Annotated in this window: 25 protein-coding genes; 9 read left to right on the top strand and 16 right to left on the bottom strand. The window is 59.4% G+C overall.

Annotated elements, in window-relative coordinates; genetic code table 11:
• Nucleotide 1 precedes the first annotated feature (1 nt).
• On the top strand, nt 2-508 hold the full coding sequence (locus C5748_RS24500) for a DoxX family protein (protein ID WP_105745253.1): 507 nt from the start codon (nt 2-4) through the stop codon (nt 506-508).
• Nucleotides 509-800: 292 nt separating this feature from the next.
• Complete coding sequence (locus C5748_RS24495; protein ID WP_342588383.1) at nt 801-1,547, top strand: Hint domain-containing protein; 747 nt, start codon at nt 801-803, stop codon at nt 1,545-1,547.
• A 147-nt stretch (nt 1,548-1,694) separates the two neighbouring features.
• Here the strand turns inward: C5748_RS24495 and C5748_RS24490 are convergent, their stop codons facing one another.
• Nucleotides 1,695-2,423: a YfdX family protein gene (locus tag C5748_RS24490; RefSeq protein ID WP_105745249.1), complete on the bottom strand. Its 729-nt coding sequence runs from the start codon at nt 2,421-2,423 to the stop codon at nt 1,695-1,697.
• A gap of 831 nt (nt 2,424-3,254) precedes the next feature.
• On the opposite strand from C5748_RS24490, the gene C5748_RS24485 reads away from it, so the two are divergent.
• Complete coding sequence (locus C5748_RS24485; RefSeq protein WP_105745248.1) at nt 3,255-4,403, top strand: alpha-hydroxy acid oxidase; 1,149 nt, start codon at nt 3,255-3,257, stop codon at nt 4,401-4,403.
• Nucleotides 4,404-4,605: 202 nt separating this feature from the next.
• Here the strand turns inward: C5748_RS24485 and C5748_RS24480 are convergent, their stop codons facing one another.
• Entirely contained in the window at nt 4,606-5,685 is a 1,080-nt protein-coding gene (locus tag C5748_RS24480) for a DUF475 domain-containing protein (RefSeq protein ID WP_105745246.1), read from the bottom strand.
• Nucleotides 5,686-6,272: 587 nt separating this feature from the next.
• Nucleotides 6,273-7,166, bottom strand: coding sequence for a PAD family carbapenem-hydrolyzing class A beta-lactamase (blaPAD, locus tag C5748_RS24470; RefSeq protein WP_105745243.1), 894 nt, complete (start codon nt 7,164-7,166; stop codon nt 6,273-6,275).
• Nucleotides 7,167-7,322: 156 nt separating this feature from the next.
• On the opposite strand from blaPAD, the gene C5748_RS24465 reads away from it, so the two are divergent.
• Nucleotides 7,323-8,237: a LysR family transcriptional regulator gene (locus tag C5748_RS24465; protein WP_105745241.1), complete on the top strand. Its 915-nt coding sequence runs from the start codon at nt 7,323-7,325 to the stop codon at nt 8,235-8,237.
• Between the two features lie 152 nt (nt 8,238-8,389).
• Here C5748_RS24465 and C5748_RS24460 read toward each other — a convergent pair whose 3' ends face one another.
• From C5748_RS24460 to C5748_RS24420, 9 genes are all read right to left on the bottom strand, one after another.
• Nucleotides 8,390-9,256 carry a D-amino-acid transaminase gene (locus tag C5748_RS24460; protein WP_105745239.1) on the bottom strand — a complete coding sequence of 289 codons (867 nt, stop codon included), beginning with the start codon at nt 9,254-9,256 and terminating at the stop codon, nt 8,390-8,392.
• A gap of 56 nt (nt 9,257-9,312) precedes the next feature.
• The gene (locus tag C5748_RS24455; protein ID WP_105745237.1) at nt 9,313-10,131 is read right to left on the bottom strand and encodes a M55 family metallopeptidase; all 819 of its coding nucleotides are present in this window, start codon (nt 10,129-10,131) and stop codon (nt 9,313-9,315) included.
• On the bottom strand, nt 10,128-11,210 hold the full coding sequence (locus C5748_RS24450) for a DmpA family aminopeptidase (protein ID WP_105745235.1): 1,083 nt from the start codon (nt 11,208-11,210) through the stop codon (nt 10,128-10,130). The genes C5748_RS24455 and C5748_RS24450 overlap by 4 nt, the downstream gene beginning before the upstream one ends.
• A 6-nt stretch (nt 11,211-11,216) precedes the next feature.
• Complete coding sequence (gene gsiD / locus C5748_RS24445; RefSeq protein ID WP_199194891.1) at nt 11,217-12,113, bottom strand: glutathione ABC transporter permease GsiD; 897 nt, start codon at nt 12,111-12,113, stop codon at nt 11,217-11,219.
• Between the two features lie 10 nt (nt 12,114-12,123).
• Complete coding sequence (gene gsiC / locus C5748_RS24440) at nt 12,124-13,044, bottom strand: glutathione ABC transporter permease GsiC (protein WP_105745231.1); 921 nt, start codon at nt 13,042-13,044, stop codon at nt 12,124-12,126.
• 87 nt (nt 13,045-13,131) lie between these two features.
• Nucleotides 13,132-14,685, bottom strand: a complete 1,554-nt coding sequence (gsiB, locus tag C5748_RS24435; protein ID WP_105745229.1) for a glutathione ABC transporter substrate-binding protein GsiB — start codon at nt 14,683-14,685, stop codon at nt 13,132-13,134.
• A gap of 38 nt (nt 14,686-14,723) precedes the next feature.
• Nucleotides 14,724-16,625, bottom strand: coding sequence for a dipeptide ABC transporter ATP-binding protein (locus C5748_RS24430; RefSeq protein WP_105745228.1), 1,902 nt, complete (start codon nt 16,623-16,625; stop codon nt 14,724-14,726).
• A gap of 15 nt (nt 16,626-16,640) precedes the next feature.
• Nucleotides 16,641-17,612, bottom strand: a complete 972-nt coding sequence (locus tag C5748_RS24425; RefSeq protein ID WP_199194890.1) for an isoaspartyl peptidase/L-asparaginase family protein — start codon at nt 17,610-17,612, stop codon at nt 16,641-16,643.
• Nucleotides 17,609-18,556: a MurR/RpiR family transcriptional regulator gene (locus C5748_RS24420; RefSeq protein ID WP_105745224.1), complete on the bottom strand. Its 948-nt coding sequence runs from the start codon at nt 18,554-18,556 to the stop codon at nt 17,609-17,611. The genes C5748_RS24425 and C5748_RS24420 overlap by 4 nt, the downstream gene beginning before the upstream one ends.
• 296 nt (nt 18,557-18,852) lie before the next feature.
• Between C5748_RS24420 and C5748_RS24415 the strand changes: the two genes are divergently transcribed.
• From C5748_RS24415 to C5748_RS24400, 4 genes are all read left to right on the top strand, one after another.
• Entirely contained in the window at nt 18,853-19,500 is a 648-nt protein-coding gene (locus C5748_RS24415) for a DUF1345 domain-containing protein (RefSeq protein WP_105745222.1), read from the top strand.
• 127 nt (nt 19,501-19,627) lie between these two features.
• A complete protein-coding gene (locus tag C5748_RS24410) occupies nt 19,628-20,647 on the top strand; it encodes an ABC transporter substrate-binding protein (RefSeq protein ID WP_105745220.1) in 1,020 nt (339 codons plus the stop codon).
• A 10-nt stretch (nt 20,648-20,657) separates the two neighbouring features.
• On the top strand, nt 20,658-21,506 hold the full coding sequence (locus C5748_RS24405; RefSeq protein WP_105745218.1) for an ABC transporter ATP-binding protein: 849 nt from the start codon (nt 20,658-20,660) through the stop codon (nt 21,504-21,506).
• Nucleotides 21,506-22,285, top strand: a complete 780-nt coding sequence (locus tag C5748_RS24400) for an ABC transporter permease (RefSeq protein WP_105745279.1) — start codon at nt 21,506-21,508, stop codon at nt 22,283-22,285. Before C5748_RS24405 ends, C5748_RS24400 begins: the two co-directional genes overlap by 1 nt.
• A 204-nt stretch (nt 22,286-22,489) precedes the next feature.
• Here C5748_RS24400 and kdgD read toward each other — a convergent pair whose 3' ends face one another.
• The 3 genes from kdgD to C5748_RS24385 form a co-directional block, all read right to left on the bottom strand.
• A complete protein-coding gene (gene kdgD / locus C5748_RS24395) occupies nt 22,490-23,413 on the bottom strand; it encodes a 5-dehydro-4-deoxyglucarate dehydratase (RefSeq protein WP_425350301.1) in 924 nt (307 codons plus the stop codon).
• 85 nt (nt 23,414-23,498) lie between these two features.
• Nucleotides 23,499-24,311, bottom strand: coding sequence for a FadR/GntR family transcriptional regulator (locus C5748_RS24390; RefSeq protein ID WP_245581954.1), 813 nt, complete (start codon nt 24,309-24,311; stop codon nt 23,499-23,501).
• A gap of 234 nt (nt 24,312-24,545) precedes the next feature.
• Entirely contained in the window at nt 24,546-24,950 is a 405-nt protein-coding gene (locus tag C5748_RS24385) for a group III truncated hemoglobin (protein ID WP_245581953.1), read from the bottom strand.
• A gap of 107 nt (nt 24,951-25,057) precedes the next feature.
• Between C5748_RS24385 and C5748_RS24380 the strand changes: the two genes are divergently transcribed.
• On the top strand, nt 25,058-25,495 hold the full coding sequence (locus C5748_RS24380) for an RrF2 family transcriptional regulator (protein ID WP_105745212.1): 438 nt from the start codon (nt 25,058-25,060) through the stop codon (nt 25,493-25,495).
• Nucleotides 25,496-25,581: 86 nt separating this feature from the next.
• Here the strand turns inward: C5748_RS24380 and C5748_RS24375 are convergent, their stop codons facing one another.
• On the bottom strand, nt 25,582-25,845 hold the full coding sequence (locus C5748_RS24375; protein WP_105745210.1) for a YjiS-like domain-containing protein: 264 nt from the start codon (nt 25,843-25,845) through the stop codon (nt 25,582-25,584).
• Nucleotides 25,846-25,999: the final 154 nt, after the last annotated feature.

The following is a 25,999-nucleotide window of genomic DNA, read 5'->3' as shown; positions in this document are numbered from 1 at the left end:
AATGGCTCCCGAAGGACAGGCCGCCGGTTGGCATGGAATAAGCGGATTTTTTGGGCGGGTGGACGCCAGTGTTCGCGCCATTGCCCAGCCGTCTCTCACCCAGCTTGCCCTGCGCATCGCACTCGCGGTTCCATTCTGGCGCTCGGGCATCAACAAATGGGATGGATTTCTGCAACTGAACGATGTTGCGGTGTTGCTCTTCAGCAGTGAATTCAAGCTGTATTTGCCCGGCGGCCCCTATGCCTTCCCCGCGCCCGGTGTCGCGGCGTTTGCTGCTGGATCGGCGGAAATCCTGTTGCCCATTCTCCTCGTCCTTGGCCTGGGGACACGATTGGCGGCACTGGGACTTCTCGTCATGACCATTGTCGTCCAACTCACGGTGCCTACGGGCTGGCCGCTTCACCTGACCTGGGCGGCGATGGCGCTCGGCATCATGGCGTGGGGCGCGGGTCGGATTTCGCTCGATCATTTGATCGGCAACGACAGACGCCGCGTACGGCAAAGCTGAAGAAACCACGCATACGACGCACATCCTCTTCCAAGAAGCCAAGTCGCTTCCTGCCATACATCTTTTGCGGAATGGCTACGCCTATTTCACCATCGCATAAGGACGAATTCGGAAGAGTTCAGCCGGTGCAGGTCGATGTAGGATAGCTGTCAGAAAATGGAATAGGGACACAAGGAGAGGGACTATGCCGCTAAATACAGATCGGCAAATGCCGCGTAATCGGGCGAGACGTCATTTTCTAGGCGTGGCGGTTGCGACAAGCGCCAAAGTGGCGGCGATAAGCGCCGTAGCGATGACCGTTTCGTCTTTGCCGGTCAAAGCCATGGGGAACAACTGGGGAAAGGGCCCTGGAAAGGGCAATCCCGGTGGCGGTTCCGGCGGAGGCGGTGCTCATTGTTTCCTCCGAGGCACCTCTATCATGACACCGAAAGGGGAGGTTCGTATCGAGGATCTTCAGATCGGCGATCTCGTTGAAACCGTGCGCGGCGAAGCCAGGATGATCAAATGGATCGGTCGCCAGATCTTCAGGAAAAGCGGCGCGTCCTGGCATGACAGTGTTATGCCCATCCGCATTTCGCGACAAGCTCTTGATCAACGGACGCCTCACACCGATCTTTATCTCTCTCCCAGCCACGCCCTGTTCATCGACGGCGTCCTCATTCGAGTGAAGGAACTGGTCAATGGGATCTCGATTGCACCAGCCCTCCCTTCGGATCGGGAGACGATCGAGTATTTCAATATCGTGTTTGATACTCATGAGGCGATCCTGGCCGAGGGTGTTCCTGCCGAGACCTATCTTCTGGGCGCCGACAACTATGAGAGCTTCACGAACTTCGTTGAATACAAGCGCCTTTATCCCGCCGAACAGCGATCTGCCATGAAGCCTTTCGCACCGATCGTGGGCTATGAAGGTGGGCGGGAGCACCTGCAGGCCCTTCTCCGCCTCGGGGCCAGTTACGTTACTCAGGTCCGTGACCCGATCCAGAAAGCCTATCAGCGGATCGCGGCACGCGCGGAGCAATCGCTAGAGCAAGTCTAAGAGCGTTCCTGTTTTGCGGGAACCAGGGAGCATAATTTCTCAAGATCGGCATTGCTCCGAAAACGCAAACCGTCTCGGGGCAGACCCACTCCAGCAAAGCTGGCGCGAATCTGCCCCGAGACGGTCATTTGGCTTTTACTGCGCCGACTACTGCGCTGGGGCAGGCGTTGGCTTCGGTACAGCGCCGGTCTTGTCCGGTGAAGCTGCGTCCTTGCCTTCGGATATCGTACGCATGGTAATGGCGTCGCCAGCCTTCACCAGGCTCAGGTTTGCTTCATAATATTGTTTACCTGCAATCTGGGTCAATGCCGCATCAACTGCTTTTGCAAGAACAGGAAGATTCGCGTCGGTTTCGGTAACGAAGACATCGACATTGGCAAGCTTCAGCTCTTCAACGGCTTTCTGCGTGTTGCCATTGTTGAGATGCTGGTTGGCATTTGCAATGTTCTTGGCGGTTTCCGGCGTTACGGTATAATCATCATTCATACCGACGGCGAAATCTATCGGAACCTGGCCCGACTGTATCGCGGCAACCTCATCTTGCGGACCATTGGCCTGCTTGAGTTTTCCGGCCAGACCGGCCGTACCGGCCTGGGCCTTGTCGAGGCTTTGCTTGACCGCCGTCAGAATGCTCTTGGCGCGGTCCGGCGCACCCTGAAAAATGGCCAGTCTGGCAAGAGCGATTCCGCGTACCGCGGCATAGCCTTCATCGGAGACGATCTGCAGCTTCTTCATGGCTGCAAGCTGTGCAGGGGTCGGCTGGGAGGCTTGCGATGTTGCGGCTGCATTTGGCTCCTGCGCAAAACCTGGAGCTACAACAAAAGAAGAAACGATGGTTGCGGACAAGAGATACGCCGAGAATGTTCTTAATTTCATGTGAAGACTCCATTTTGCAAAAAGATGATGATCTATACTGTCACAGAAATTCTGAAATGAAGTTTTGTTTTGTTGGTGTAGTTAATGCTTAAACAAAAAATATAGGTAATGCCGGTTATCTATTCATTATCGTTTCAAGGCGTTATTATAAATCGTGGTTCTATTTTTCGTATTCAATGGGTCCGCTGGTTCCGTGCCAGAGCCGCCATCGGCATGTCACCCCCGCGCCAGCCCGGTGAACTGCGACGTCGCCAGGTTGAACCCTCGTCCCGTGTCCTTCTCCTTGAAGGCTTCGGTGTCCTGATAGTGGAAGCTGTAGGCGCTCTGGGCGAAACTTGCGTATCCCCGGTCGAAGCGTCCGGTCGTGCCCCCCGTCCCGCCACGGCCATCCCTCGGAGATCGGGCCGGTTAAACCATCATATGCCGGCTTCCGACCATGGTAGCTGCACTGCGCGCTGCGTCAAACGCAAAAGCGGAGGACTTTGCGTTAATGGAAATGGAGAAATGCGCTCGAGCAGATTTCCACCACCCTATGCAGACGTTGCGAAACAACTCATTTGGCTGCCGATACCGGCATCAACAGATCAGGCATATCCGGCGCAATGAAGTTTGCGACGAGTTTTTCAAGGAAGGTGGCATGTAATAAAGGAAGAGTGCTGATCATATGTATCTCCAGGCCAGCACCTCGGAATACGGCAACCTTCCGATCGATACGATAAATCAACGCGCCACCCCCACGGCTGTTTGTCATTCAACGAGGGTCTGTAAGGGAGAAGCACTGCGCGGCAATGCGCTATCGGACAGGTGAGCCCGAGCCAACAGAGTGATGAGATGCGTCTGAGAAACTGCCACAACTTCCATGACTTCCGCCGGATGGCCAAGCAGCGCCTCCCGGGACCGATCTTCAACTACATCGACGGTGCAGCCGATGACGAGGTCACCTATCGGCGCAACATGGCCGCCTTCGATGACTGCGACCTGGTGCCGAACGTCCTGCGCGGCGTGACCGAAGTGGACATGTCGGTGACGGTCATGGGGCAGAATCTGGCGATGCCGGTCTACTGTTCGCCAACGGCGCTCCAGCGCCTGTTCCACCATCAGGGCGAACGCGCGGTGGCGGCAGCGGCGGCGAAATATGGCACGATGTTCGGCGTCTCCTCGCTTGGCACCGTCAGCCTCGAAGAGGCGCGCCGGATCAGCAATGGGCCGCAGGTCTACCAATTCTACTTCCACAAGGACCGTGGATTGAACCGTGAGATGATGGCTCGGGCCAAGCAGGCGGGGGTTGAGGTGATGATGCTGACCGTGGACAGCATCACTGGTGGCAACCGCGAGCGTGACAAGCGAACAGGCTTCGCTATTCCCTTCAAGCTCAACCTTGCTGGCATCGCCCAGTTCGCGATCAAGCCATCGTGGGCGATCAACTACTTTACGCATGAGCGGTTCAGGCTGCCGCAACTCGATGGCCATGTCGATATGGGCGATGGCGTGATGTCGATCGGCCGCTATTTCACGGAGATGTTGGATCCTTCCATGTCATGGGACGACGTTGCCGAAATGGTGCAGCACTGGGGCGGGCAATTCTGCCTGAAAGGCATCATGTCGGTCGAGGACGCCAGGCGTGCGGTCGAGATTGGCTGCACCGGAATTGTCCTCTCCAATCACGGCGGTCGCCAACTCGACGGCTCACGTACCGCATTCGACCAGCTTGCGGAGATCGTCGATGCGGTGGGAGACAGGATCGATGTGATGATGGATGGTGGCGTGCAGCGTGGCACCCACGTGCTCAAGGCCCTCTCGCTGGGCGCCAAGGCGGTCGGACTGGGCCGCTACTATCTCTTCCCACTGGCTGCCGCCGGGCAGGCCGGCGTCGAACGCGCGCTGGAATTGATGCACATGGAGATCGAGCGCGGCATGAAGCTGATGGGTTGCACCTCGGTCGATGAGCTCACGCGAGGGAACCTGCGCTTTCGTTCGTGACATATCGAAGAAGACGTCGAGATCCGGTCCCCTGTCATGCATTTTTCGGTCGGAAGTTCAGGCGCTTTCATACTATCCGCCATTGCCCATTCCCACCGTGACAAGCACTGCATGACCTTGTTCTCGACAAAGGGAGCAACAAAGAGCCCGGCGCTTTGACGCCGGGCTCCTGGCTTGTTTATGGGAGCGCCTCCGGTCCGGATTATGTCTCGACGCGCAGACGATCGTCAGCATCTGCCTTTGCCGTTTCAGCATCGCGTTCCCGCCTGTTGTGGCGGATCGATGACCAGAGCGAGATGCCGATCAAAGCCGCGCCGCCAAGGCCTGTGATGACTTCCGGAATGTGGATCAGGGTCTGGAAATACATCACGACCGAAAGGACCAGGATCGCATAGAACGCACCGTGTTCGAGATAGCGGTATTCGTTGAGCGTCCCCTTTTCCACCAGCATGATCGTCATTGAGCGCACGTACATCGCACCGATGCCGAGACCGATCGCAATGATGAAGAGGTTCTGCGTCAGTGCAAAGGCGCCGATGACGCCGTCGAAGGAGAAGCTGGCATCGAGCACTTCCAGATAAAGGAAGGCGCCGAAGCCGCCCTTGGCGGCCGCACTCATCGTTTCCTGTGAGGCATCAAGCAGGCCGCCGACGATCTCGACCAGGAGGTAAGTCAGCAGCCCATAGATACCTGAGTAAACGAATGTGTGGGCGTCGGCTGGTTGAAGCAGCGACGAGACACCGAAAATAAGGATAAGCACGAAAGCGATCTCGATACCCTTGATGGTCGCAAAACGGGCCATCTTGCTCTCGAGCCACTGAATCCAGTGCACATCCTTCTCATGATCGAAGAAATAGGTGAGCCCGACCATCATCAGGAAGGTACCGCCGAAGGCGGCGATCGGCAGATGCGCATCATTCATGATGCGGGCGTATTCCTCGGGCTTCGCCGCGGCTAGAACGACCGCATCGATTGGACCGATGCCGGCAGCGATGACGACGATCAGCAGGGGGAAGACGATGCGCATGCCGAAGACGGCAATGATGATGCCCCATGTCAGGAAGCGTTGCTGCCAGACCGGGGTCATGTCCTTGAGCTTGTTGGCATTGACGATCGCGTTGTCGAACGACAGCGAGATTTCGAGCACCGCGAGCACGGCGCAGATGAAGAAGACGGAGGCCATTCCGGCGAGCGTGCCGCTCGACTGCCATCCAAGCCAGGCGCCGAGCACCAAGCCAACCGCAGTGACAATGAAAGCCCATTTGAAATAACCAAGCATCATCGACGGGTCTCCATCGAATGAGCGACACTGGGTTCGGTGTAGAAACGTGGTTTCGCAACGAAACCCGACACGGCCGAAAGGGCACATGCATTAGGCATGAGATCAGTTTTCATATTTAGCTAATCCGCTGGCTTGATTTGCTGGCGGCACCGACATCACGAGAGCGCCGTAAAAACTCTCGCCAGAGGGGCCCGGCACCAATGTTCATCCCGCGTTTCGATGTCTGGAGGGCAGGATCGCTTTTTTACTTATCAGTACGGTGCCGGGCGTCAAGGGGTGTGCCGCCAGTTGCCTGCGCGTTGTGGGCGCCAAGGGGCTGCGTATGACGGAGCCGGCCTTGCAGGCCCGGCCCTGGTGCCGACTTTCGAGCCTGTTCGCCTGTCCCGGTTCATGATGATGAGGTTACCCTCAAAGCCAGAACAGGCAACAGCCTGTTAGTCCTCGAGGATCGGGCGATGATGTAAGGGGCTGGATCGGACGAGCATTGTCGGGGTAGAGCGCGGCAAAGCGAGCGATTTGCTCAGCCGGCTGGCTTTCGCAGCAGCATCGGCACGCAAGCGCCGATGCTGCTTCCGTCTGCCCTGATCTCATACCTGCGCGGCGATCCGTCCCACTTCAGCCAGAACCGCACCGCGCTCTTCCTCGGAGACCGACGGTATCTCGCAATAGGCGGCGACGATGACGGCGCCCCGGTCCGGCGACCAGGCAATGGCAATATCATTGCTGTTGCCGAACTTGTCGCCATTGCCCCCCGTTTTGTCGCCGACAGTCCAGTTCCCGGGAAAGCCGGCCCGCAATTTCGCATCGCCTGTTTTGTTCATGATCATCCAGGCAGCCAACTGGGCGCGTGAGGGTCGGGAAAGTACATCGCCGAAAACCAGCTTGCGCAGCGTTCCCAGCATGGCAGCAGGTGTCGTGGTGTCGCGCAGGTCACCCGGCTTATCGTGCTGGTTCAGCTCGGGCTCGGTGCGGTCGAGCCTCGTGATCTCATCGCCAATGGATCGTAAAAAAGTCGTCAGCGCGGCTGGTCCGCCGAAGCTGGCGAGCAGAAGATTGGCGGCGGTATTGTCGCTCAGGGTCACGGTCGCCTGGCAAAGCTCCGCCACCGACAGGCCGGCACCGCCGACATGATTTTCTGTGATCGGTGACCAGGTTACGAGATCCTTCTTCGAATAGACGATCCGCCGGCCAAGCTGCTCTTCTCCCCGATCGACGCGTGCGAGAATGAATGCCGCCGCCAGGGCCTTGAACGTGCTGCACATCAAAAAGCGCTCGTCGGAACGATGTCCGATCCGCTCGCCGGTGGCGAGATTGAGCACGGCGACGCCGATGCGGCCGCCATGTCTGCCCTCGAGTTCGGCGAGCCGGCTCCCCAGGTTCTGGTCGGCTTGCGCCCGTGTGGCGACTGTGAGCGAGGCAAGTGCGGGAATCGCGAGCAAGCTGCCGGCGAGTGCCTGACGGCGTGAAATCGATATCGTCATTCCTGTTTTCCATCCTTGGTAGGTGTTCCGTGGAAACCGCCGACGCTTCAACAATCCTTCGGCAGTCAGCCGTGGCGGACTATGCGCAAGGCTATTGCCCTGGACAAACGATGATTTCTTCGCTCTGATATGAGAAAAACTTGGGCTCATCAGGCAATGGACGTACCGCAATTACCCCTCAACGCTCTGCGTGCTTTCGAGGCCTCTGCACGACATGGCAGCTTCACGCGTGCTGGACTGGAACTCAGGGTCACACAAACAGCCGTGAGCCATCAGGTGAAGGCGCTGGAGGAGACGTTGGGCGTGACCCTGTTCAAGCGTCTTCCGCGGGGGCTCGCCCTGACCGACGAGGGACATGCATTGCTGCCGGTTCTCACCGATGCGTTTCGCCGGATGAGCGCGACGCTCAGTCAATTCGAGGAAGGAAATTTTCGTGAAGTCCTGACCGTTGGCGTGGTCGGGACCTTCGCCATCGGCTGGCTGTTGCCACGGCTGAAGACGTTCAAGGACGAGCATCCCCATGTGGATCTTCGTCTCAAGACGAACAACAACCGCTCCGACATTCTCCTCGACGGTCTGGATTTCTTTATCCGTTTCGGCGACGGTGCGTGGCATGGGACGGATGCGATCCCTCTCATGGATGCCCCGCTTTCCCCTGTTTGTGCGCCTGCGCTTGCCGAGCGTCTCCATGAGCCCGCGGATTTGGCAGACGAGGAACTGTTGCGGTCTTATCGAATGGATGAATGGGCGATCTGGTTTAGGGCCGCGGGCATCCAGCCGCCAAGCCTGCGAGGCTGGATGTTCGATTCTTCCTTGACGCTTGTGGATGCCGCAGCCCAGGGGGTCGGGATCGCTCTCGTCCCCATCGCCATGTTCGTTCGCCAGATGGAAGAGCGGCGAATCGTGCAGCCGTTCGAAATAATGGCCCTGACGGGGAGTTATTGGCTGACGCGCTTGAAGTCTCGCATCGAAACACCGGCTATGAGGACGTTTCGGCAGTGGCTGCTGAGAGCGATTGAAGCGGCTCATCCGGCCTCCGGCTCGACGTATGTATTAAATGCTATACGATAGGCGGCATGACCGTTCTCGTGGACCGATGGCAAGGCCATACCGCCAACTTGTCCACAACGTCCGCCTTGCAAATGCGCGATTGAATCGCGCATTTATGACGTTGCGCGCCGATGAAAGCTGGGGAACGGAGAGGGCGATGCGGGGAAAAAAGATCAACGGGTTCCGAGCACAGTTTCGATATAGAGCTCGCGCAACTGCAGGGCCAGTGGCCCGGGCTTGCCATCGCCGACAGGCTGGCCGTCGATGGAGACAACTGGCATGACGATGGTGGAGGCGCTGGTGAAGAAGGCCTCGCGCGCCCGCAGCGCTTCTTCGACCGTGAACGTGCGCTCGACGAATGTCAGGTTTCGTTCGTCGACGAGGCGCAGGATGGCGCGTCGTGTCACGCCGGGCAGAACTGCATGGGAGAGCGGTCGGGAGACGATTTCACCTGATTGCGTAACGATGAAGGCTGTCGATGACGCGCCCTCGGTGACGGCGCCGTCCTCGACCATCCAGGCCTCGCTGGCGCCGGCTTCGGCTGCTGCCCGCTTGGCCAATACCTGCGCCAGCAGCGAGGTCGATTTGATATCGCGCCTTGCCCAGCGCAGGTCGGGCACGGTGATCACATCCGCACCTTTCGACAGGGCAGCATTGGCCCGCACCGACTTGGCCTGCGTAAACATCACGACCGTCGGTTTCAGATCGGCGGGGCTGAGGAAATCACGCTCGGAGACGCCGCGTGTCACCTCGATATAGATGAGCCCCTCGGTCAGGCCATTGCGCATCACCAGTTCCTGCTGGATGGCGGTCCATTTCTCCTGTGAATGCGGGTTGGGAATTTCGATCTCGCGCAGGGAGCGGTCGAGCCGCCGCAGATGCGCCTCATTATCGGCGAGGTGCCCTTCGATCAGCGCCGTTACCTCATAGATACCGTCACCAAACAGGAACCCTCGATCCATCACGGGAATGGACGCGGTCTCGATGGGAAGGAATGCACCATTGACGTAGACGATGCGGGAGGGAGATGCGTCTGCCATGGAAAGCCTTTCTGTTTCGGTGGCTGATGAATTGGGCTAGGCGCGGTGTTGCAGGTTCATCGCAGAATGGCGGACATTGCGGAGAGGCAGTTGATGATGCGTACCGTCGCCTCGACCGTCGGGGCGTGGAAGCCGATCTCATCGCCGGAAAGCCGGTCGAGATCGGGCCATTGGCAAAACAGATCCGCCAATGCCGGTGTCTGAGCCCGGATCCGCACCTCGATGGGACCCGGCAGATTGAAAGGCTGGGCTGATTCCGGTCGGTTGAGCGCCTCTTTCATTCCGTTCCGGATTGCGTTGCACGCGCGCACCGGAGACAGGCTCGTTCCGCTGTTGCAGCCATAGGCGCGCTTCGTTTCCACGAAGACGGTACGCGGGAAGAGATCACGGTTTTCGGCAATGAACACGTCGTCACCGCTGCCCAGGATGACGGGAACGCCACATTCACCGGCCAGAGCCCCGTAAATGCCGGCTTCGCCGAGTTCCATCCCGTTGAATGCGATGCGGGCAAAGGCGAAGCTGTTGATGGTATGGGCGAGAATGCCGCGACCATGTGCGCGGGAATGATATCCGATCAGGCAGACGGCGCTTACGCCCTGTTCGACGCCGGCCATCATGCTGAGATAGCGCGGCTTGCCCTGCACCACCAGCGCGCGTGGATCGAGGAGATCGGCGGGCATGTTGCGAAAGTTGGCGTGGGAGTCATTGACCAGAACTTCCGACGCGCCCGCGTCGAAGGCACCGGCGATGGCGGCGTTGGCCTCCTGCGTCATCAAAAGGCGCGCGCGCTCGTATTCGGCGTGACCGGGACGGGTCTGCTCGGGGTGATAGACGCCCGCGACGCCTTCAATATCGACGGAGATGAGAATTTTCATGTGCGTTGCTCCGGGGAGGTCGAAAGCTGGCCGGCCATCACATCGAGAAGCGCCTGCCGGCGATGGCCGTTGCGACCGACGACCGTTTCGGCGTGCCACAGCGAATGGATGATCGCCTGTTCGGCACTGTCGGCCACTGCCTGAAACAGCGGGTCGAGCAGCGCATCATGCAGCACCGCGACGCTGGGCATGGGATGCGCCGGATCCTGCGGCAGCCTATAGGCGGTGGAGAAGGCGAGCGCGATATCGCCGCTGCCATGGCCGAAGACCGAGCCTGTGCGCGCAAGCCCTGCACCGGCACGCAAGGACAAGCGGCGCAACTGACGCGCATCGAGCGGCGCATCGGTGGCGATGATGAGGATGATGGAGCCTTTTTCCGGTTCGTCCGGCGCCTGTGCTGTTGAGGCGAGCTTTTCTTCCAGCAAAGGTCCAATCGCCCGACCGGCGATGGTCAGTTGTGATGGTCTGCCGAAGTTCGAAAGCACCAGGGCGCCAACGGTGTACTCGGACCCATCGGCGATGGGCGCGCGACGCGACGCGCTGCCGATGCCGCCCTTGAGGCCGAAGCTCGACATGCCGCGTCCAGCGCCTACTGCGCCTTCCGCGAAGACGGGGCCGGCGGCGGCGCAGGCGGTGAGATAGTGCTCCTCGGTAATTGCCATCGCCTGGATATCGTTGAGATAGCCGTCATTGCATTCGAAGACGAGCGGATTGACCGTCGGCAATCGCCGCCCGCATTGCGGATTGGCCGCCACGCATTGACGGATCTGCGCCTGCGCAACTGCCGCCACTGAAAACGTATTGGTGAGCGCGATCGGCGTTTCCAGCGCGCCGAGCTCCGCCACCTGCATGAGGCCGATGCTCTTGCCGAAACCGTTCAGCACCGTGGCAGCCGCTGGGACGCGGTCGCGATAGATATCGCCTGAATGAGGATGCACCACGGTCACGCCGGTCTGGATCGGACCGTCGGCCAGCGTCGCGTGGCCGACAGCGACGCCGGCCACATCGGTGATCGCATTGCGCGGGCCGGTGGTAAGCCGGCCGATATGCGGTGGCGTAACGGAGGGGCGTTTCAACATTGCCTCCTATGCACGGTCGATCTTGGGGTCGAGCGCATCGCGCAAGCCATCTCCGAGCAGGTTGAAAGCCAGCACCGTGAAGAAAATGGCGAGGCTGGGAAACAGCGCCACATGCGGTGCGTTGACCATGTCGGCGCGCGCATCATTGAGCATGGCGCCCCATTCCGGCGTCGGCGGTTGCGCGCCCATGCCCAGAAACGACAGGCTGGCGGCGGTGATGATGGAGGTGCCGAGCCGCATCGTGAAATAGACGACGATGGAGGAGATCGTCCCGGGCAGGATATGGCGCACGAGAATGGTCCAGTCCGATGCGCCGATGCTCTTGACCGCTTCGATATAGGTCATGTGCTTGAGCACCAGCGTATTGCCGCGCACGAGGCGGGCGAAGGCCGGCACCGAGAACACCGACACCGCGACCACCACATTGACCATGGAACTGCCGAGAATGGCGACGACACCGATCGCCAGCAGGATGCCGGGGAACGCGAACAGCACGTCGGAAATCCGCATCACGATGCGATCCCACCAGCCTTCGTAATAGCCGGCGAGCAATCCGAGCATGGTGCCCACCAACCCGCCGAGCGCCACCGACAACAGGCCGGTCGCCAGCGAAATGCGCGCTCCGACCAGGATGCGGCTGAAGATATCGCGTCCGAGCGGATCGACACCAAGCCAATGCGACCACGAGGGGCCGGCATTGATCTGGTCGTAATCGAAATAATTCTCCGCGTCATAGGGCACTATCACCGGCGCGAGCACTGCGACGACGACCAGGAGCGCCACGAAGCCAAGGGCGGCAAGCGCAACCGGCTGCTTGCGGAACTTGCGCCAGAATTCACTCCAGGGCGTGCGCACGGCTTCGGTTGCGGCGACAGCGCCAGGATCGAGCGGAATGGTTTGCATCATCGTCGGCTCACTTGTAGCGGATGGTGGGATTGATGAAGCCATAAAGCACATCCACGATGAGGTTGATTACAATGAATTCCAGCGAAAACAGGAGAACCAGCGCCTGAATCACGGGATAGTCGCGCTGGTTGACGGAATCGACCAGCAGGCGGCCGAGCCCCGGCCAGTTGAACACCGCTTCCACGACGATCGAGCCGCCGAGCAGGAAGCCGAACTGCAGGCCCATCATGGTGACGACCGGGATCAGCGCATTGCGCAGGCAATGCTTGGCGATGACCACGCGTTCGTTCAGGCCTTTGGCCCGTGCGGTGCGCACGAAATCTTCCTGGATCACGTCGACGAAGGAGGCCCGCGTGAAGCGCGCCATGACGGCAGCTACCGCTGCGCCGAGCGTCAGCGACGGCAGGATGTAATTTTTCCAGCTATCGGCGCCGACCGTGGGCAGCCAGCCGAGCTGCACTGAAAAAATCTGCATCAGCAGCATTCCCAGCGCGAAGGCCGGAAAGGAAATGCCCGATACCGCCAGCGTCATGCCGAGCCGGTCCGGCCATTGATTGCGGTAGACGGCTGAGATAATGCCGATACCCATGCCGAAGGTAACGGCCCAGATCATGCTGGTCAGGGTGAGCAGCAGCGTCGGCATGAAACGCTCGGCGATCTCGGTGGAAACCGGACGGCGCGTGCGGATAGACTGGCCGAAATCGCCCTGGATGAGATGGCTGAAATAGGTGATGAACTGTTCGGGCAATGGCCGGTCCAGTCCCAACTCGCTGCGCACCAGCGCCACGGTCTGCTCGTCGGCATCCTGCCCGGCTGCAAGCCGCGCCGGATCGCCCGGCAGCATGTGCACGAAAAGGAAGACGAGCACCGAAACGATCAACAGCGTGGGAAGCAAGCCCGTCAGCCGTTTCAGAAAATAATAGAGCATGGATCAAGGACCGATCTGCTGGATGAATGGATATGGGCCCCGGCGCGCATCGCGGGGGACGATGCGCGCCGGCCAGTCGGATGTCGTTTACTCCGAAACGGCGATCTCGCTGGATTCGATACTGCCGTCCGGCTGGACATAGACGCCGGACAGGCGCTTGGAGGAGGCGTAGAGGTTTTTCTCCGTCACCAGCGGCGCCCAGGGCAGATCCTTCATGATCTGTTCCTGCGCCTGCCGGTAGAGGTCAACCTTCTCATCGTCCTTGACCGAACGCAGGGCTTTGGCGAGGAGATCGTCTACCGTCTTATTGCTGTAATAGGCGGTGTTGTTCAGTCCGGGAGGCCAGGCTTCGGTCGAGAGCAGCGGACGCAACGCCCAGTCGGCCTCGCCCGTCGATGCCGACCAGCCACTATAGTACATGCGCACTTTGGCGGTCTTCGGATCCGGCCAGGCGCTCACCAGTTCGGTGCGCTGGCCGGCCTCGAGAACCTGGAGCTGCACCTTGATGCCGACCTGTGCCAACTGCTGCTGCAGGAACTGGATCGTCTTCTGTGCCGTGGTCGTGGTATAGGCACTCCAGAGAACGGTTTCGAAGCCGTCGGGATAACCCGCCTCCTTCAAGAGTTCGCGCGCTTTCGCCGGGTCATAGGGCCAGGGCTTCATCTTATGAGCGTAGAGCACACCCTCGGGCACGATGCCCTCGGCCGGCGCCGCAAAGCCGTTGAAGGCGACCTTGGCGAGCGCCTCCTTGTTGATGGCGTAGTTGATCGCCTGGCGCACGCGGATGTCGTCGAACGGCTTGTGCAGCACGTTGAAGCTGACATAACGCTCGATGATCGACGGGGCGGTCGTCACATTGAGCTTATCGTTCGCCTTGAGCGCTGCCGCCTGCTCGTAGGGCAGCGTGAAGGCGAAGTCCGCCTCGCCCGTCTGCAGCATGGCGGCGCGGGTGTTGTTCTCAGGCACCGGCTTCCAGGTGATGGTATCGACCTTCGGATAGCCCTTGCGCCAGTAGCCGTCGAACTTCTTCGCCTTGACGTGGTCGGTCTGCTTCCACTCCTCGAGGACGAAAGGGCCGGTACCGACGGGATGGAAGGCGATGTCCTTGTTGCCATATTTGGCAAGCGCTGCGGGCGAGATCATGGCGGCCGAGGCATGGGCCAGTGAATTGATGAAGGGGCTGAACGGCTCCTTCAGCGTGATCCGCACCTCATAAGGCGAGACCGCTTCCACCTTGGCGATGCGGTTGAACTGATTATAGCGGAGGAGCTTGTTCTCCGGGTTCATCACCCGCTCGAGCGTCACCTTGACGGCTTGCGAATTGAAGTCGGTGCCGTCGTGAAACTTGACGCCTTCGCGCAGCTTGAAGGTGTAGACGAGACCATCGTCGGAGACGGTGTAGCTCTCGGCCAGCACTGGCCGCACCTTGAGATCCTTATCGAACTCGAACAGGCCCTGGTAGAACGACTTCGTGACGGCGGTCGTCAGCGTGGTGTTCGTGTTGTAGGGGTCGAGCGTCTCGGCCTGGTTGCTGATGGCCAGCACCACGTCTTTTGCGGCGATTGCCGGCCCAGCGCCGAGCGCCATCAGGGCGAGAAGGCCTAAAGCCAATCTTCGACCTCGGTAGAGCAGAGTTTTCATTGCATTGTTCCCTCTGTTGTTGGTGGTTGAAAGTTGCATCAGCGGCCGAAGACGCCGATGGGGTGACGGGCGACGAAATGGCCGGGGCCGACCTCGACGAGAGGCTCGACCACAGGCTCGTCGCCGAGCGCACGCATGGGGCTCGGCAACTCGTCGGTATCAGGCTCACGGCGGAGATGACGCCGGGCCGGATCGGCAACCGGAACGGCTGCCATGAGCTTGCGGGTATAGGGATGCTGCGGATTTTCGAAGATCGCGCGGCGCGGGCCGATCTCGACGATCTGGCCAAGATACATCACCGCCACACGGTGGCTGATGCGTTCGACCACGGCCATGTCATGCGAAATGAAGAGATAGGCGACACCGAGCTCGCGTTGCAAATCGAGCATCAGATTGACGATCTGCGCCTGGATCGAGACGTCCAGGGCCGAGACCGCCTCGTCGGCAATCACCACTTTCGGATTGAGCGCCAGCGCGCGGGCGATGGCGATGCGCTGACGCTGGCCGCCGGAAAACTCGTGCGGATAGCGCTGCGCATGGGCCGGCGACAGGCCGACTTTCTCCAATAGCCACTCAACCCTTTCACGCGCCTTGGAACCGCTGGCAATGCCATGCACCAGAAGCGGCTCCATGATGGAAAAGCCGACGGTGACGCGCGGGTCGAGCGAGGCGAACGGGTCCTGGAAGATGAACTGGATATTGCGCCGCAGATTGCGCAATTCGCTCCTCGGCAGGTCGAGAACGTTGCGGCCGTCGAATTCGATCGCGCCGCTCTGGCTGTTGACGAGACGCAGGAGCGAACGGCCGGTGGTGGATTTGCCGCAGCCGGATTCGCCCACGAGCGACAGCGTTTCTCCGGGATGAAGATCGAAGCTGACCTTTTCGACGGCATGGACCCGCCGGCTGACACGATTGAACATGCCGCCGCGCATGTCGAAGCGTGTCACCAGATCTTTCACACGCAGGATCGGGGCCGTGTCCGCCTTTACTGTGTCTTGCGGGCGCGCTTCCTCGGTAGGGATGCCGGCATCGGTGTGCAGCAGGTCGAACTTGCGCGGCAGTTCCACCCCTGTCATCGCGCCGAGCCGGGGCACGGCCGACAGAAGCGCACGGGTATAGGGATGGCGCGGCGCGGAGAACACGGTTTCGGAGTTTCCCTCCTCCACCTTGTCGCCATGGCGCATCACCAGCACACGATCGGCGACCTCGGCGACGACGCCCATGTCATGGGTGATGAACACCACGCCCATTTTCATCTCGTCCTGCAGCATGCGGATCAATTGCAGGATCTGCGCCTGGATGGTGACGTCGAGCGCGGTCGTCGGTTCGTCGGCAATCAGCAGCGAAGGCTTGCAGGAGAGCGCCATCGCGATCATCACGCGCTGGCGCATTCCGCCTGAGAGTTGATGCGGATAACGGTCGAGCACATTGCGCGCCTCGGGGATACGCACCAGGTCCAGCATCCGCAAGGCTTCGGTGCGCGCCTCGCTTGCGCTCTTGCCCTGATGCACGCGGATCGCCTCGGCGATCTGGTCTCCGGCGGGGAAAACCGGATTGAGCGACGTCATCGGCTCCTGGAAAATCATGGCGATATCGGCGCCGCGAATGGTGCGCATCGTCGCATTGTTTGCCCGGGCGAGATCCAGCACCTCACCGGAACGGCAGCGGAAAGTCATGCTGCCTGCATCGATGCGGCCACCGCCATGCTCCACGAGACGCATCAGGGCGAGCGAGGTCACGGATTTGCCGGAACCGGATTCACCGACGATCGCCAGCGTTTCGCCATGCGAAACATGGAAGGAGAGATCGCGCACCGCCGTCACCGTGCGCTCGGATGTGGAAAAGCGCACCGAGAGGGCTTTGACTTGCAGAACCTGCCCTGCCGCCAGGGCAGGTGAGCGGGCCGAAAGGGGAGCGGTTAAGGTTGCGGAAGAAGACATGAACGACCCACTCGATCAGGACGAGGACGCATCGCCAGGATGCGCGAAGATTGCGGTATGGAGAGCCTCGCCGACGCGGGCATATCCGCGATACATCCCCTCGGTGTTGAAGGGCAGCGCGACATTGCCCTTCGCATCCACCGCGATCAGGCCGCCACTGCCGCCAACATCAGGCAGTCGCTCCATCACGATGTGATGCGCCGCCTCGTCCAGTGTCGCGCCGGCATAGGCCATGCGTGCGCAAAGGTCGTGGCTGGCCGCGATGCGGATGAACGCCTCGCCCGTGCCGGTGCAGGATATCGCGGCAGTGCGGTTGTCGGCGTAGGTTCCAGTGCCGATCATCGCCGAGTCACTGATGCGTCCTGGCCGCTTGTTGGTCATTCCGCCCGTGGAGGTCGCGGCGGCGAGATTGCCGTGCGCGTCGAGCGCGACAGCGCCGACCGTGCCGAATTTCCTGTCTTCGTCGAGAGGTGCGCCGCCGTCATGATCGAGAACGCTTGTTGTCGTGCCCTGAACGCGGCGAAGCTGTTCGCGCCGGAACGCGGTGGAAAAATAAAGGGGCTCCACCATTTCAAGCCCCAGTTCGCGGGCGAGCGCTTCCGCTCCGTGGCCGGCCATGAGGATATGCTCACCCTGGTCGAGCACAGCGCGCGCGGCGAGAACCGGATTGCGGATATGGCTGACGCCGGCGACCGCACCGGCACGCAATGTCGCTCCGTCCATCACCGCGGCGTCAAGCTCGTGAGTGGCGGCGCGCGTGAACACGGAACCGAGACCGGCATTGAAAAGCGGGTTGTCCTCCAGCCGCTGCACCGCGAGCCCGACCACGTCGAGCGCCGCAGCGCCATCGCTCAGCGCCTGTTGCGCTTCGGCAAGAATATCGCCAAGCGCCGCATGATAGGCCGTTTCCTGGGCCGGCTCGATGGCCGCCCGGGTGAGAGTGCCGGCGCCGCCGTGAATGGCGATAACGGGTTGGATCGGGGTCATTTCAATTCCTTGCGGGATGGGGCTGCTTGATCGCGCCCTTTGGCAGTCGGCCCTTCGGCTACGGGGCGCAGCCTGCCGGAGTGGCTGCCATGCAGCCAGGGAAGCACGGCTTCGGTGAGTTGTTCGGCGGCTTTGACCGATCGCCCGGAGGCGTGGGCGACGGCGCTGCTGAGCGCCTCGATCATGGCCAGCGCGCTTGCGTCGGAACTGGCGTGATATTGGCTGTCGGTGTTTGCATAAAGCGCGATGCTCGACAGCGATGCGATGGGAGAATTGGCGCTGTCGGTCAGCGCCAGCAGGCCTATTCCGGCTTCGTGCGCGCGCCGTGCCAGCAGCACCGTGTCGGAAAAATAGCGCGGAAAGGCGATCGCGATCACCAGATCATCGGGCCTCAGACGATGAAGGGCCCGTGCGGCATAGGACGATCCTTCAATGCTGGCGAGCAATTGCACGTTCTCGCAATGTAACTCGAGATTGCGCAGAAGCAGGCCGCCAAGCCAGCTGCTGTTGCCGAAGCCGACGATGAAAACCCGTGATGCGCCGAGAATGGTTTCGACGGCGCGCGCGCATTCTTGCCTATCCAGCCCCTGACGGGTCCTTTCGATGTTGCCGGCCATATCGGCGAGTACTGCGGTAAAGACATCGCCCACGTTAGCCGATTGGTCCAGCTTGCTGCGCAGCTTTTCCACCGGCGCCAAGGCGCTCTCGAAACCGAGCACAAGTGCTGCGCGGAACTGCGCGTAACCCTCAAAGCCGAGCGCCCGGGCGAAGCGATTGGCTGTGGCAACCGAGACACCGGCCACGGATGCCAGTTCGTCGATCGGCATGGCGGCGACCCGCAACGGATGATCGAGCACATAATCGGCGATCTGGCGGTGCGATGGCGACAGCGCCGCATGTGCAATGCGCTGCGCAATGGAGGGATTGCCGGGGAGCGTCGCCATCGATCTTCTTGTTCCACCTCGCATACGCCTGCCGTCAGGCGTATGACTGATTATTTTCATTACGAGGATAATAACGATATTTTTTTATCATGCGCAAGCGCATTCGGCCATTGCCTGTGCATGAGACGGGTATGGCTACTATTTAGGCGGATCCTTGCGGCGCGCCGGTGATTGGCTGACGAAGCGCCGGTCTTGATGCGATGGTTCAATTCACGGTAGCGATAAACTATTCCTGAAGAACATCCGGGGTAAACTCATGGAAAAGGCCGCCAGCCGTTCCGGCCACGGAGTATAAAGTGAGAAAGCGACACAATTCCTTTTATATTGCTGCCACCGTCGGACTTGCGACGCTTCTTGTGAGCCTGATTGTCGCGCCGCGTGTCGCCTATGTCATCACGGTTGATGCGTTCTTTGTGGTCTATCTTGTGTTGACTGGACGTAAAATGTTGAAACTGACGCCGGATTTGCTTCGAAGCAACATCGCAAGGTCCGACGAGCCGATCTGGATCATTTTTGCCGTCACTTTCGGTGCCGTCATGGTTGCCGTCGGTTCGCTCTTCGTCCTGATCAATTCGGCGCAGCGTTTTCACCCGCTTGACCTGTCTTTGACGCTTGCCGCGGTGCCGCTTGGCTGGCTGGCGATCCATATGATGGCAGCTGTCCATTATGCGCATCTTTACTGGCAGTCGGTCGATGGGCAAGCCACCGACGGCATGCTGCGTGAATACGCCGGTGGACTGGCCTTCCAGGGGGACAAGGAGCCCGGAGGGATCGAGTTTCTGTATTTTTCCTATGTGATAGGCATGGCAGCGGAGACATCGGATACCGCAATCACGAATACGGATATGCGCAAGATCAATCTGCTTCACGGCATCGTTTCATTTTTCTTCAATACGGTGCTCGTTGCCGCCGCTGTCAATGTCGCCGTTTCTCTCGGCCAATAAGGAATTCCGCAAGGCTTGCGCCTTGCGCCGCCAGAAACCGGATGCTAGCTTTTTTCAAAAGCTGGAAAATATCGAGATTCTTTGCTTCAAGTCTCTGTAATATCCGGAAAAATAGCGGAGGAAAGATATGAAACGTCGCCAATTCCTGGTGGGAGGCGCAGCACTTTCCGTGCTGGGCGCTTCGAGTGTAAGATCCCGGGCGCAGACTGACGCATCGCTTGAAAAGACCAGCCTGACATTGGGCGTCGGCGGCAAGCCTCTTCTTTATTATCTTCCCCTGACGATCGCCGAGCGTCGCGGCTTCTTCAAGGAAGAAGGTCTCGATGTCGCGATCAACGATTTTGGCGGTGGTTCGAAGTCCTTGCAGGCCCTGATCGGCGGATCGGTGGATGCCGTGACCGGCGCTTACGAACACACGATCCGCATGCAGGTCAAAGGGCAGGACATCAGGGCCTTATGCGAGCTGGGCCGCTTTCCCGCTATCGTGATTGCCGTTCGCAAGGAACTGGCCGACAAGATCAAGTCGTCCGCCGACTTTGCCGGGTATAAAATAGGCGTCACCGCACCCGGGTCGTCGACGGCACTCACCGCGCAATACGCCATGGTCAAAGCCGGATTGAAGGCCAACGATGCGCCGCTCATCGGCATTGGCGGTGGCGCCAGCGCCGTTGCCGCTATCAAGCAGGGGCAGGTCGATATCATTTCCCATCTCGACCCCGTCATCGCAAAACTCGAATCCGATGGCGACATAGAGGTCCTTATCGACACGCGTACGGAGGCCGGGACGCGGGCCCTGTTTGGCGGTTCCAATCCAGCTGCGGTTCTTTATGTCAAAAAGGAATTCGCCGATGAGAATCCCAATACGTCCAGGGCGCTGGTCAAAGCATTCGTCAAATCCCTGAAATGGATCCATGACGCATCGCCTGAAGAGATCGCCGACGCGGTGCCGGTCGAGTACCTGCTGGGCGACAAGCCGCTTTATCTGAAGGCGGTCAAGAGTTCGCTGCCGACCTATTCTCTTGATGGCGTTTTGACCATGGAAGGCATGCAGTCCGTGCTCAACACCCTGAAAACGCTCGATCCCCAGTTTGCACAGGCCGATGTCGACCTTGCGGCTACCTTCGATGATCGCTTCATCCAGGGATAAGACAATCCAGATGAAGATCGAGCAGACGTTTCAGGCTGGGGGGTCCGGGCGCACGCAATCATATGCCGTTGAGCTTCAGGACATCACGATTGCATTCCCCATGGCCGACGGCACAAATTATGAGGCCGTTGGACAAACGCATCTCAGCGTAAGGGATCGCGAATTCGTGGCGATCGTCGGTCCGACCGGTTGCGGAAAGTCTACCCTGCTTAACGCGACCGCCGGACTTCTTGTTCCTGCACAGGGCAGGATCAGGATATTCGGCAAGGACCACACCGGGCTGAACAGTCATGCGGGCTATCTCTTCCAGCAGGATTCGCTGATGCCCTGGAAGACATCCATCGATAATGTTGCGATCGGGCTTGAGATCGCGGGCATACCCCGTCGCGAGGCGCTCGAGAAGGCGCGTCTCTGGATGGAAAAAGTCGGGCTGTCGGCTTTCTGCGATCGTTATCCGCACATGCTTTCGGGAGGTCAACGCAAGCGTGTCGGCTTGGCGCAGGTTCTGATCCGGGATCCGCAAATCATTTTGATGGATGAACCTTTCGGGCCGCTGGATGCGCAGACCAGGCTGATCATGGGGGATCTTCTCCTCGATCTGTGGTCGGCGGACCGCAAAGCCGTGATGTTCGTCACCCACGATCTCGATGAAGCCATCGGTCTTGCCGACCGGGTCATCATCATGTCGGCAGGTCCATCCTCACGGATCATCGGAGATTACAGCATTACCCTGCCGCGTCCACGCGATATCGCCGATATAAAATCGGAACCGCAGTTCCAGGAGATACATCGGGAAATCTGGAACGCGCTGAAGGAAGAAGTGCTCAAGGGCTACAGACAGGCGGAAGAGCGGCAATGATCGACAAGCGGATATTGTTATTGCTGCAATTATCGGTCGCGCTGATCGTGCTGGTCATCTGGCACATCGCTTCCACGACCACGCTTTTCGGTGATCCCAGGACGATCAGTTTTTTCTTTGCCGAACCAATCGCGGTGGGCAAGCGGATCGTCGATTGGTTCATTGACGGATCGATCTGGTATCATCTCGGCATTACGCTAACCGAAGCGACGCTCGCTTTCATCATCGGCTCCATGGGCGGTGTGATCATCGGCTTCTGGTTTGCGCGCAAGCCTCTGCTCGCCGCGGTTTTCGACCCCTATGTCAAAGCCGCCAATGCCTTGCCGCGCGTTGTCCTTGCGCCGATATTCGCGCTCTGGCTTGGACTTGGAATATGGTCCAAGGTGGCGCTCGGGGTGACGCTGGTGTTCTTTATCGTCTTCTTCAACGTCTATCAGGGCGTCAAGGAAGTCAGCCCCACCGTTCTTTCCAATGCCCGGATGCTTGGCATGAACGGACGCCAGCTCTTGCGGCACGTCTATCTGCCTTCGGCGATGTCATGGATGTTTTCATCGCTTCACACCTCGGTCGGGTTTGCGGTCGTCGGCGCTGTTGTCGGTGAATATCTGGGATCGGCAGCCGGGCTCGGTTATCTGATCCACGAAGCGGAAAGCGTTTTCGATGTCACGGGCGTTTTTGCCGGCATGTTCGTGCTGACGTTCTTCGTCCTCGTCGTCGATTGGCTGGTAAGCCTGGTGGAGAAGCGTCTGCTCGTATGGCGGCCAATTCCGGCAGGCTGAGTTCGCGACCATGATGGCTTCATCACGCGCTGAAATATGGGAAAGCCACGCTGCAGTGGCGGAGTGCAGATGGCCGCTCCCCGCCGATCGGAGCCGCTCCTTCAAAGGGAAGCTGGGAACCGCTCCAATCCTTTTTGTACGGGATTTGAACAGAAAACCAGCTTCTGCCTTTCTGGCGTACTATGGCCTGGGCGCATTCCGGCTCTATTCGGCGGCGATCTGCGCCACGCCATTGGCCTCGACCAGGCGCTTGAGAATTGTGAGTTCGTCGGCGGTCAGATCGGTAAGCGGCGGGCGCACCGGTCCTGGCTCCTGGCCAAGAACCCGCAAGCCGGCCTTGATGATGGAAACCGCGTAGCCCTTCTTTCTGTTGCGCAGCGCCACGAACGGAAAGAAGAAGTCCTTCAGGATCTGATCGACCACGGGCTGATTTCCGGCCCGCAATGCCTGATAGAATTTCTGGGCGAGCTGCGGCACGAAATTGAAAACGGCGGAGGAATAGGTTGTGACGCCGGCGGCAAAATAGGCCTGGGCGTAGACCTCGTGGGTCGGCATGCCGCCGACATAGACCAGCCGGTCGCCGATCTTCGTGGTGATCTCGATCACCTTGTCGACATCTCCCACGCCATCCTTGAAACCAATCAGATTGGGACAATCGTCGCAAAGCCTGGCGATGCTGTCCGCCGTCAAAACGGCATTGTCGCGGTTATAGACGATGACGCCGATGCCGACCGCCTGACAGACGGCTTTGACATGCGCGACGAGGCCCGCCTGCTCGGCAAACATCAGATAAGGCGGCAAGAGCAATAGCCCGTCGGCACCGGCCTTTTCGGCGGCCTGTGCAATTTCGATAGCCAGCGAAGTACCATAGCCGGTGCCCGATACGATCGGCGTCTTTCCCGCGGAGGCTTTCGCGGCGCGGACGACGTCAGGTATTTCCGACGGGTTCAGGGAGAAGAACTCGCCGGTGCCGCCGGCGGCAAACAGGACCGATGCATCATAGCTTGCAAGCCATCCGATATGACGGCGATATCGCGCTTCGTCAAAATCGAGATTTTCGTCGAAATGTGTGACCGGAAAGGAAAGCAATCCCGAACCGACCGCCCGCTTGAGAGCCTGTAAATCCATAATATCCTCTGGAGCAAACTATGTTCAATCCTGCCTAGCATGACGTATGTCATCATACAAGTGAGCTTAGCTGTTTCTCCACCACTTACCCGGTGTCGGCTCGGGACGACCGTTCCATGGCGAGGCGCAGCCGGTCGCGGCTGCTGCCGAGATGCAGGCGCATTGCCGCGCGTGCGCCGTCGGGATCCTGGTTTTTAATGGCGAGGAAAATCTGCTGATGTTCCTGGCTGATCCGCTCAAGATACTCCTGTTGGGTAGCGCCATTGAGCTTGTGGGTCTGAACGCGCGCACGCGGGATGAGAACTTCGCCTAAATAGTTGAAAATGGCGAGAAAATGCTTGTTCCTTGTTGCGCTGGCGATCGCTCGATGAAACTCCAGATCGGCGTGAATCGAACTCTCTCCACGCGGTATCGCCTCACTCATCAGGTCGAGTGCGGCCTTCATCTTGCGAAGATCTTCATCGCTTCGGCGAATGGCCGCAAGTGCCGCGACCTCCAGTTCGATGCTGATACGCAGTTCCATGACGCTGATGATTTCCTCCATCAGCTCGAGGTTTTCTTCCTCGATGCGGAAGGCATTCAACGAAATATCCCTAAGAATGAATACCCCGACACCTTGTTGCGATTGGACGAGACCTTTTGCCTTCAGATTGGAGATCGCCTCGCGAACGACGGTGCGGCTGACATTGAACTCGGCAATGAGCTCCTGTTCGGTCGGAAGCTTGTCTCCACGCTTGTAGCGGCCGGCGGCAATTCGCTCCGCGATCTGCTTAACAAGTTGTTCTGTAAGTGTTTCTCTCTTGCCAGTACCTGCCATTCGTTCCACTTTCATCCCCGGCATTCCCTTATTTTTCAAATCCATATTTGGCGAGTGTACGTTGTGGGATGTCTTTTTCATAAGAGACCTTGATACGAATTTTATCTCCTAATACGATGTCATACAATATGGGGCGATTAGCGGGAGGATAACATGTTGCAAGACCTGTTTCGACCGGTGGGGCTATGCGCCTGATAAAGTCGCCGAAAAATTTCTAACCAAGGATGAAAACACCTTCGTCATGAAGGTGGCATCGCTTATTTCTGTCCCGATCCCTGGCGTGCGTCGACGCGATGGCCACCAGCACAGGCTGGTTCAGGAACGTTTCGCTCCGCCCTCGGCAGTTGCGCGTGGCGGGAGGTGCAACGCATTCGGCCCGATGTTCAGGCCGATCTGCAGGCTTTCGGCAATGCGTTGGGCACGATCGATAAAGAAAGCCGCGGGCTGCCCCTGGCAAACCTCGCTCACGGTTGCTTCGAACAGCGCCAGCCAGCGCTGGAAATGCTCCGGCTTAAGACCAAGGCCATGATGCGCCGCATGCGGTCTGCCGCTGTAGCGGCCGCTCGTCAGCGCGACCGAGGACCAGAAATCCACCATGGTGGCGAGATGTTCATTCCAGCGGTGGCCGACCCGTTGTTCGAAAATCGGGCCTAGAACGGCGTCCTCGCGGATGCGGCCATAAAAGCTATGCACGAGCTTTGCGACAAGTGCTTCTGACATCTCTGCTGGTCGGGGAGGGAGCATCGGCGTTCCGTAAAAGGTATTCTAGATGCCTCTTTTATTAAGTAGGAAAAGAGGTATTGTAAATACCTCATTTGGAGTGATTGATGAAACTGACGGTTCATACCGATTACGGGCTTCGAGTGCTCATGACGCTGGCCGTCATGGACGGCCGGCTCGTTACGATCGACGATCTCGCGAGGCGCCATAGGGTTTCGAAGAACCATCTGATGAAGGTTGTCCAGACGCTGGTCGGTCTTGGACTTGTGAAAACCGTTCGCGGCCGCGGCGGCGGATTGATGTTGGCGAAGGCGCCCGAGGACATCCGAATGGGAGCGGTCGTGCAAGCGCTCGAAACTGATATGGCCCTGGTGTCATGTCTGGGAAACGGGCCGTCGGAGTGTGTACTGATCGGCGCCTGCCGTCTCACCGCTGCGTTGCAGCGGGCGCTCGGGTCTTTCATTGCGGAACTTGACCGGCTCAGCCTGTCTGATCTTGTCGCCAAGCCTCAGGGAATACGGCAGCGTCTGGCATTGACCGCGTAGCAGGAAAGAGGGCGCTGCCGCCTGATCTGCTGATTGACCGGATCAAATCGCTAGCCGCGCAAAGCCGCAAGGTGCTGGTGGTCGCCCTAAATACGTTCCTTCCTGGGCAGATGGTTCCTGAAATTACCGGGATCGACCTCGTCCCAGCTGCCATCCAGCGCCGCATATATCTGCTCCGGATCGCAACCCATGTCGCGGATGACGTGCGGGGGAAGGCGCGAAAGGGCAACGAGCGCACGGCGTTCCTGACGGTGACGCCGCATGGCCCGCCAACCGGCCTTTAGGGTGCCGAGAAAATCATATCTGACGCGTTCTTCGCGAATTTCTCCGGAAACCGTTGTCGTGGTCATTTGGAGGTTCCTTCCGAAGATTGTAGGATTGGACCGGTTCAATTCGTGAAGTCGACGCCGGTTGAACCGGTTCAAATAATACGCCTTGCATTATGCCCGTCAAGTCAGAATTTGAACCGGTTCAAGATCGATGCTATATCAAGGATTGAACGGT

Source organism: Phyllobacterium phragmitis, assembly GCF_002980495.1.
Taxonomy (GTDB): Bacteria; Pseudomonadota; Alphaproteobacteria; order Rhizobiales; family Rhizobiaceae; genus Paramesorhizobium; species Paramesorhizobium phragmitis.
This window is presented reverse-complemented; position numbering and strand designations above follow the sequence as displayed.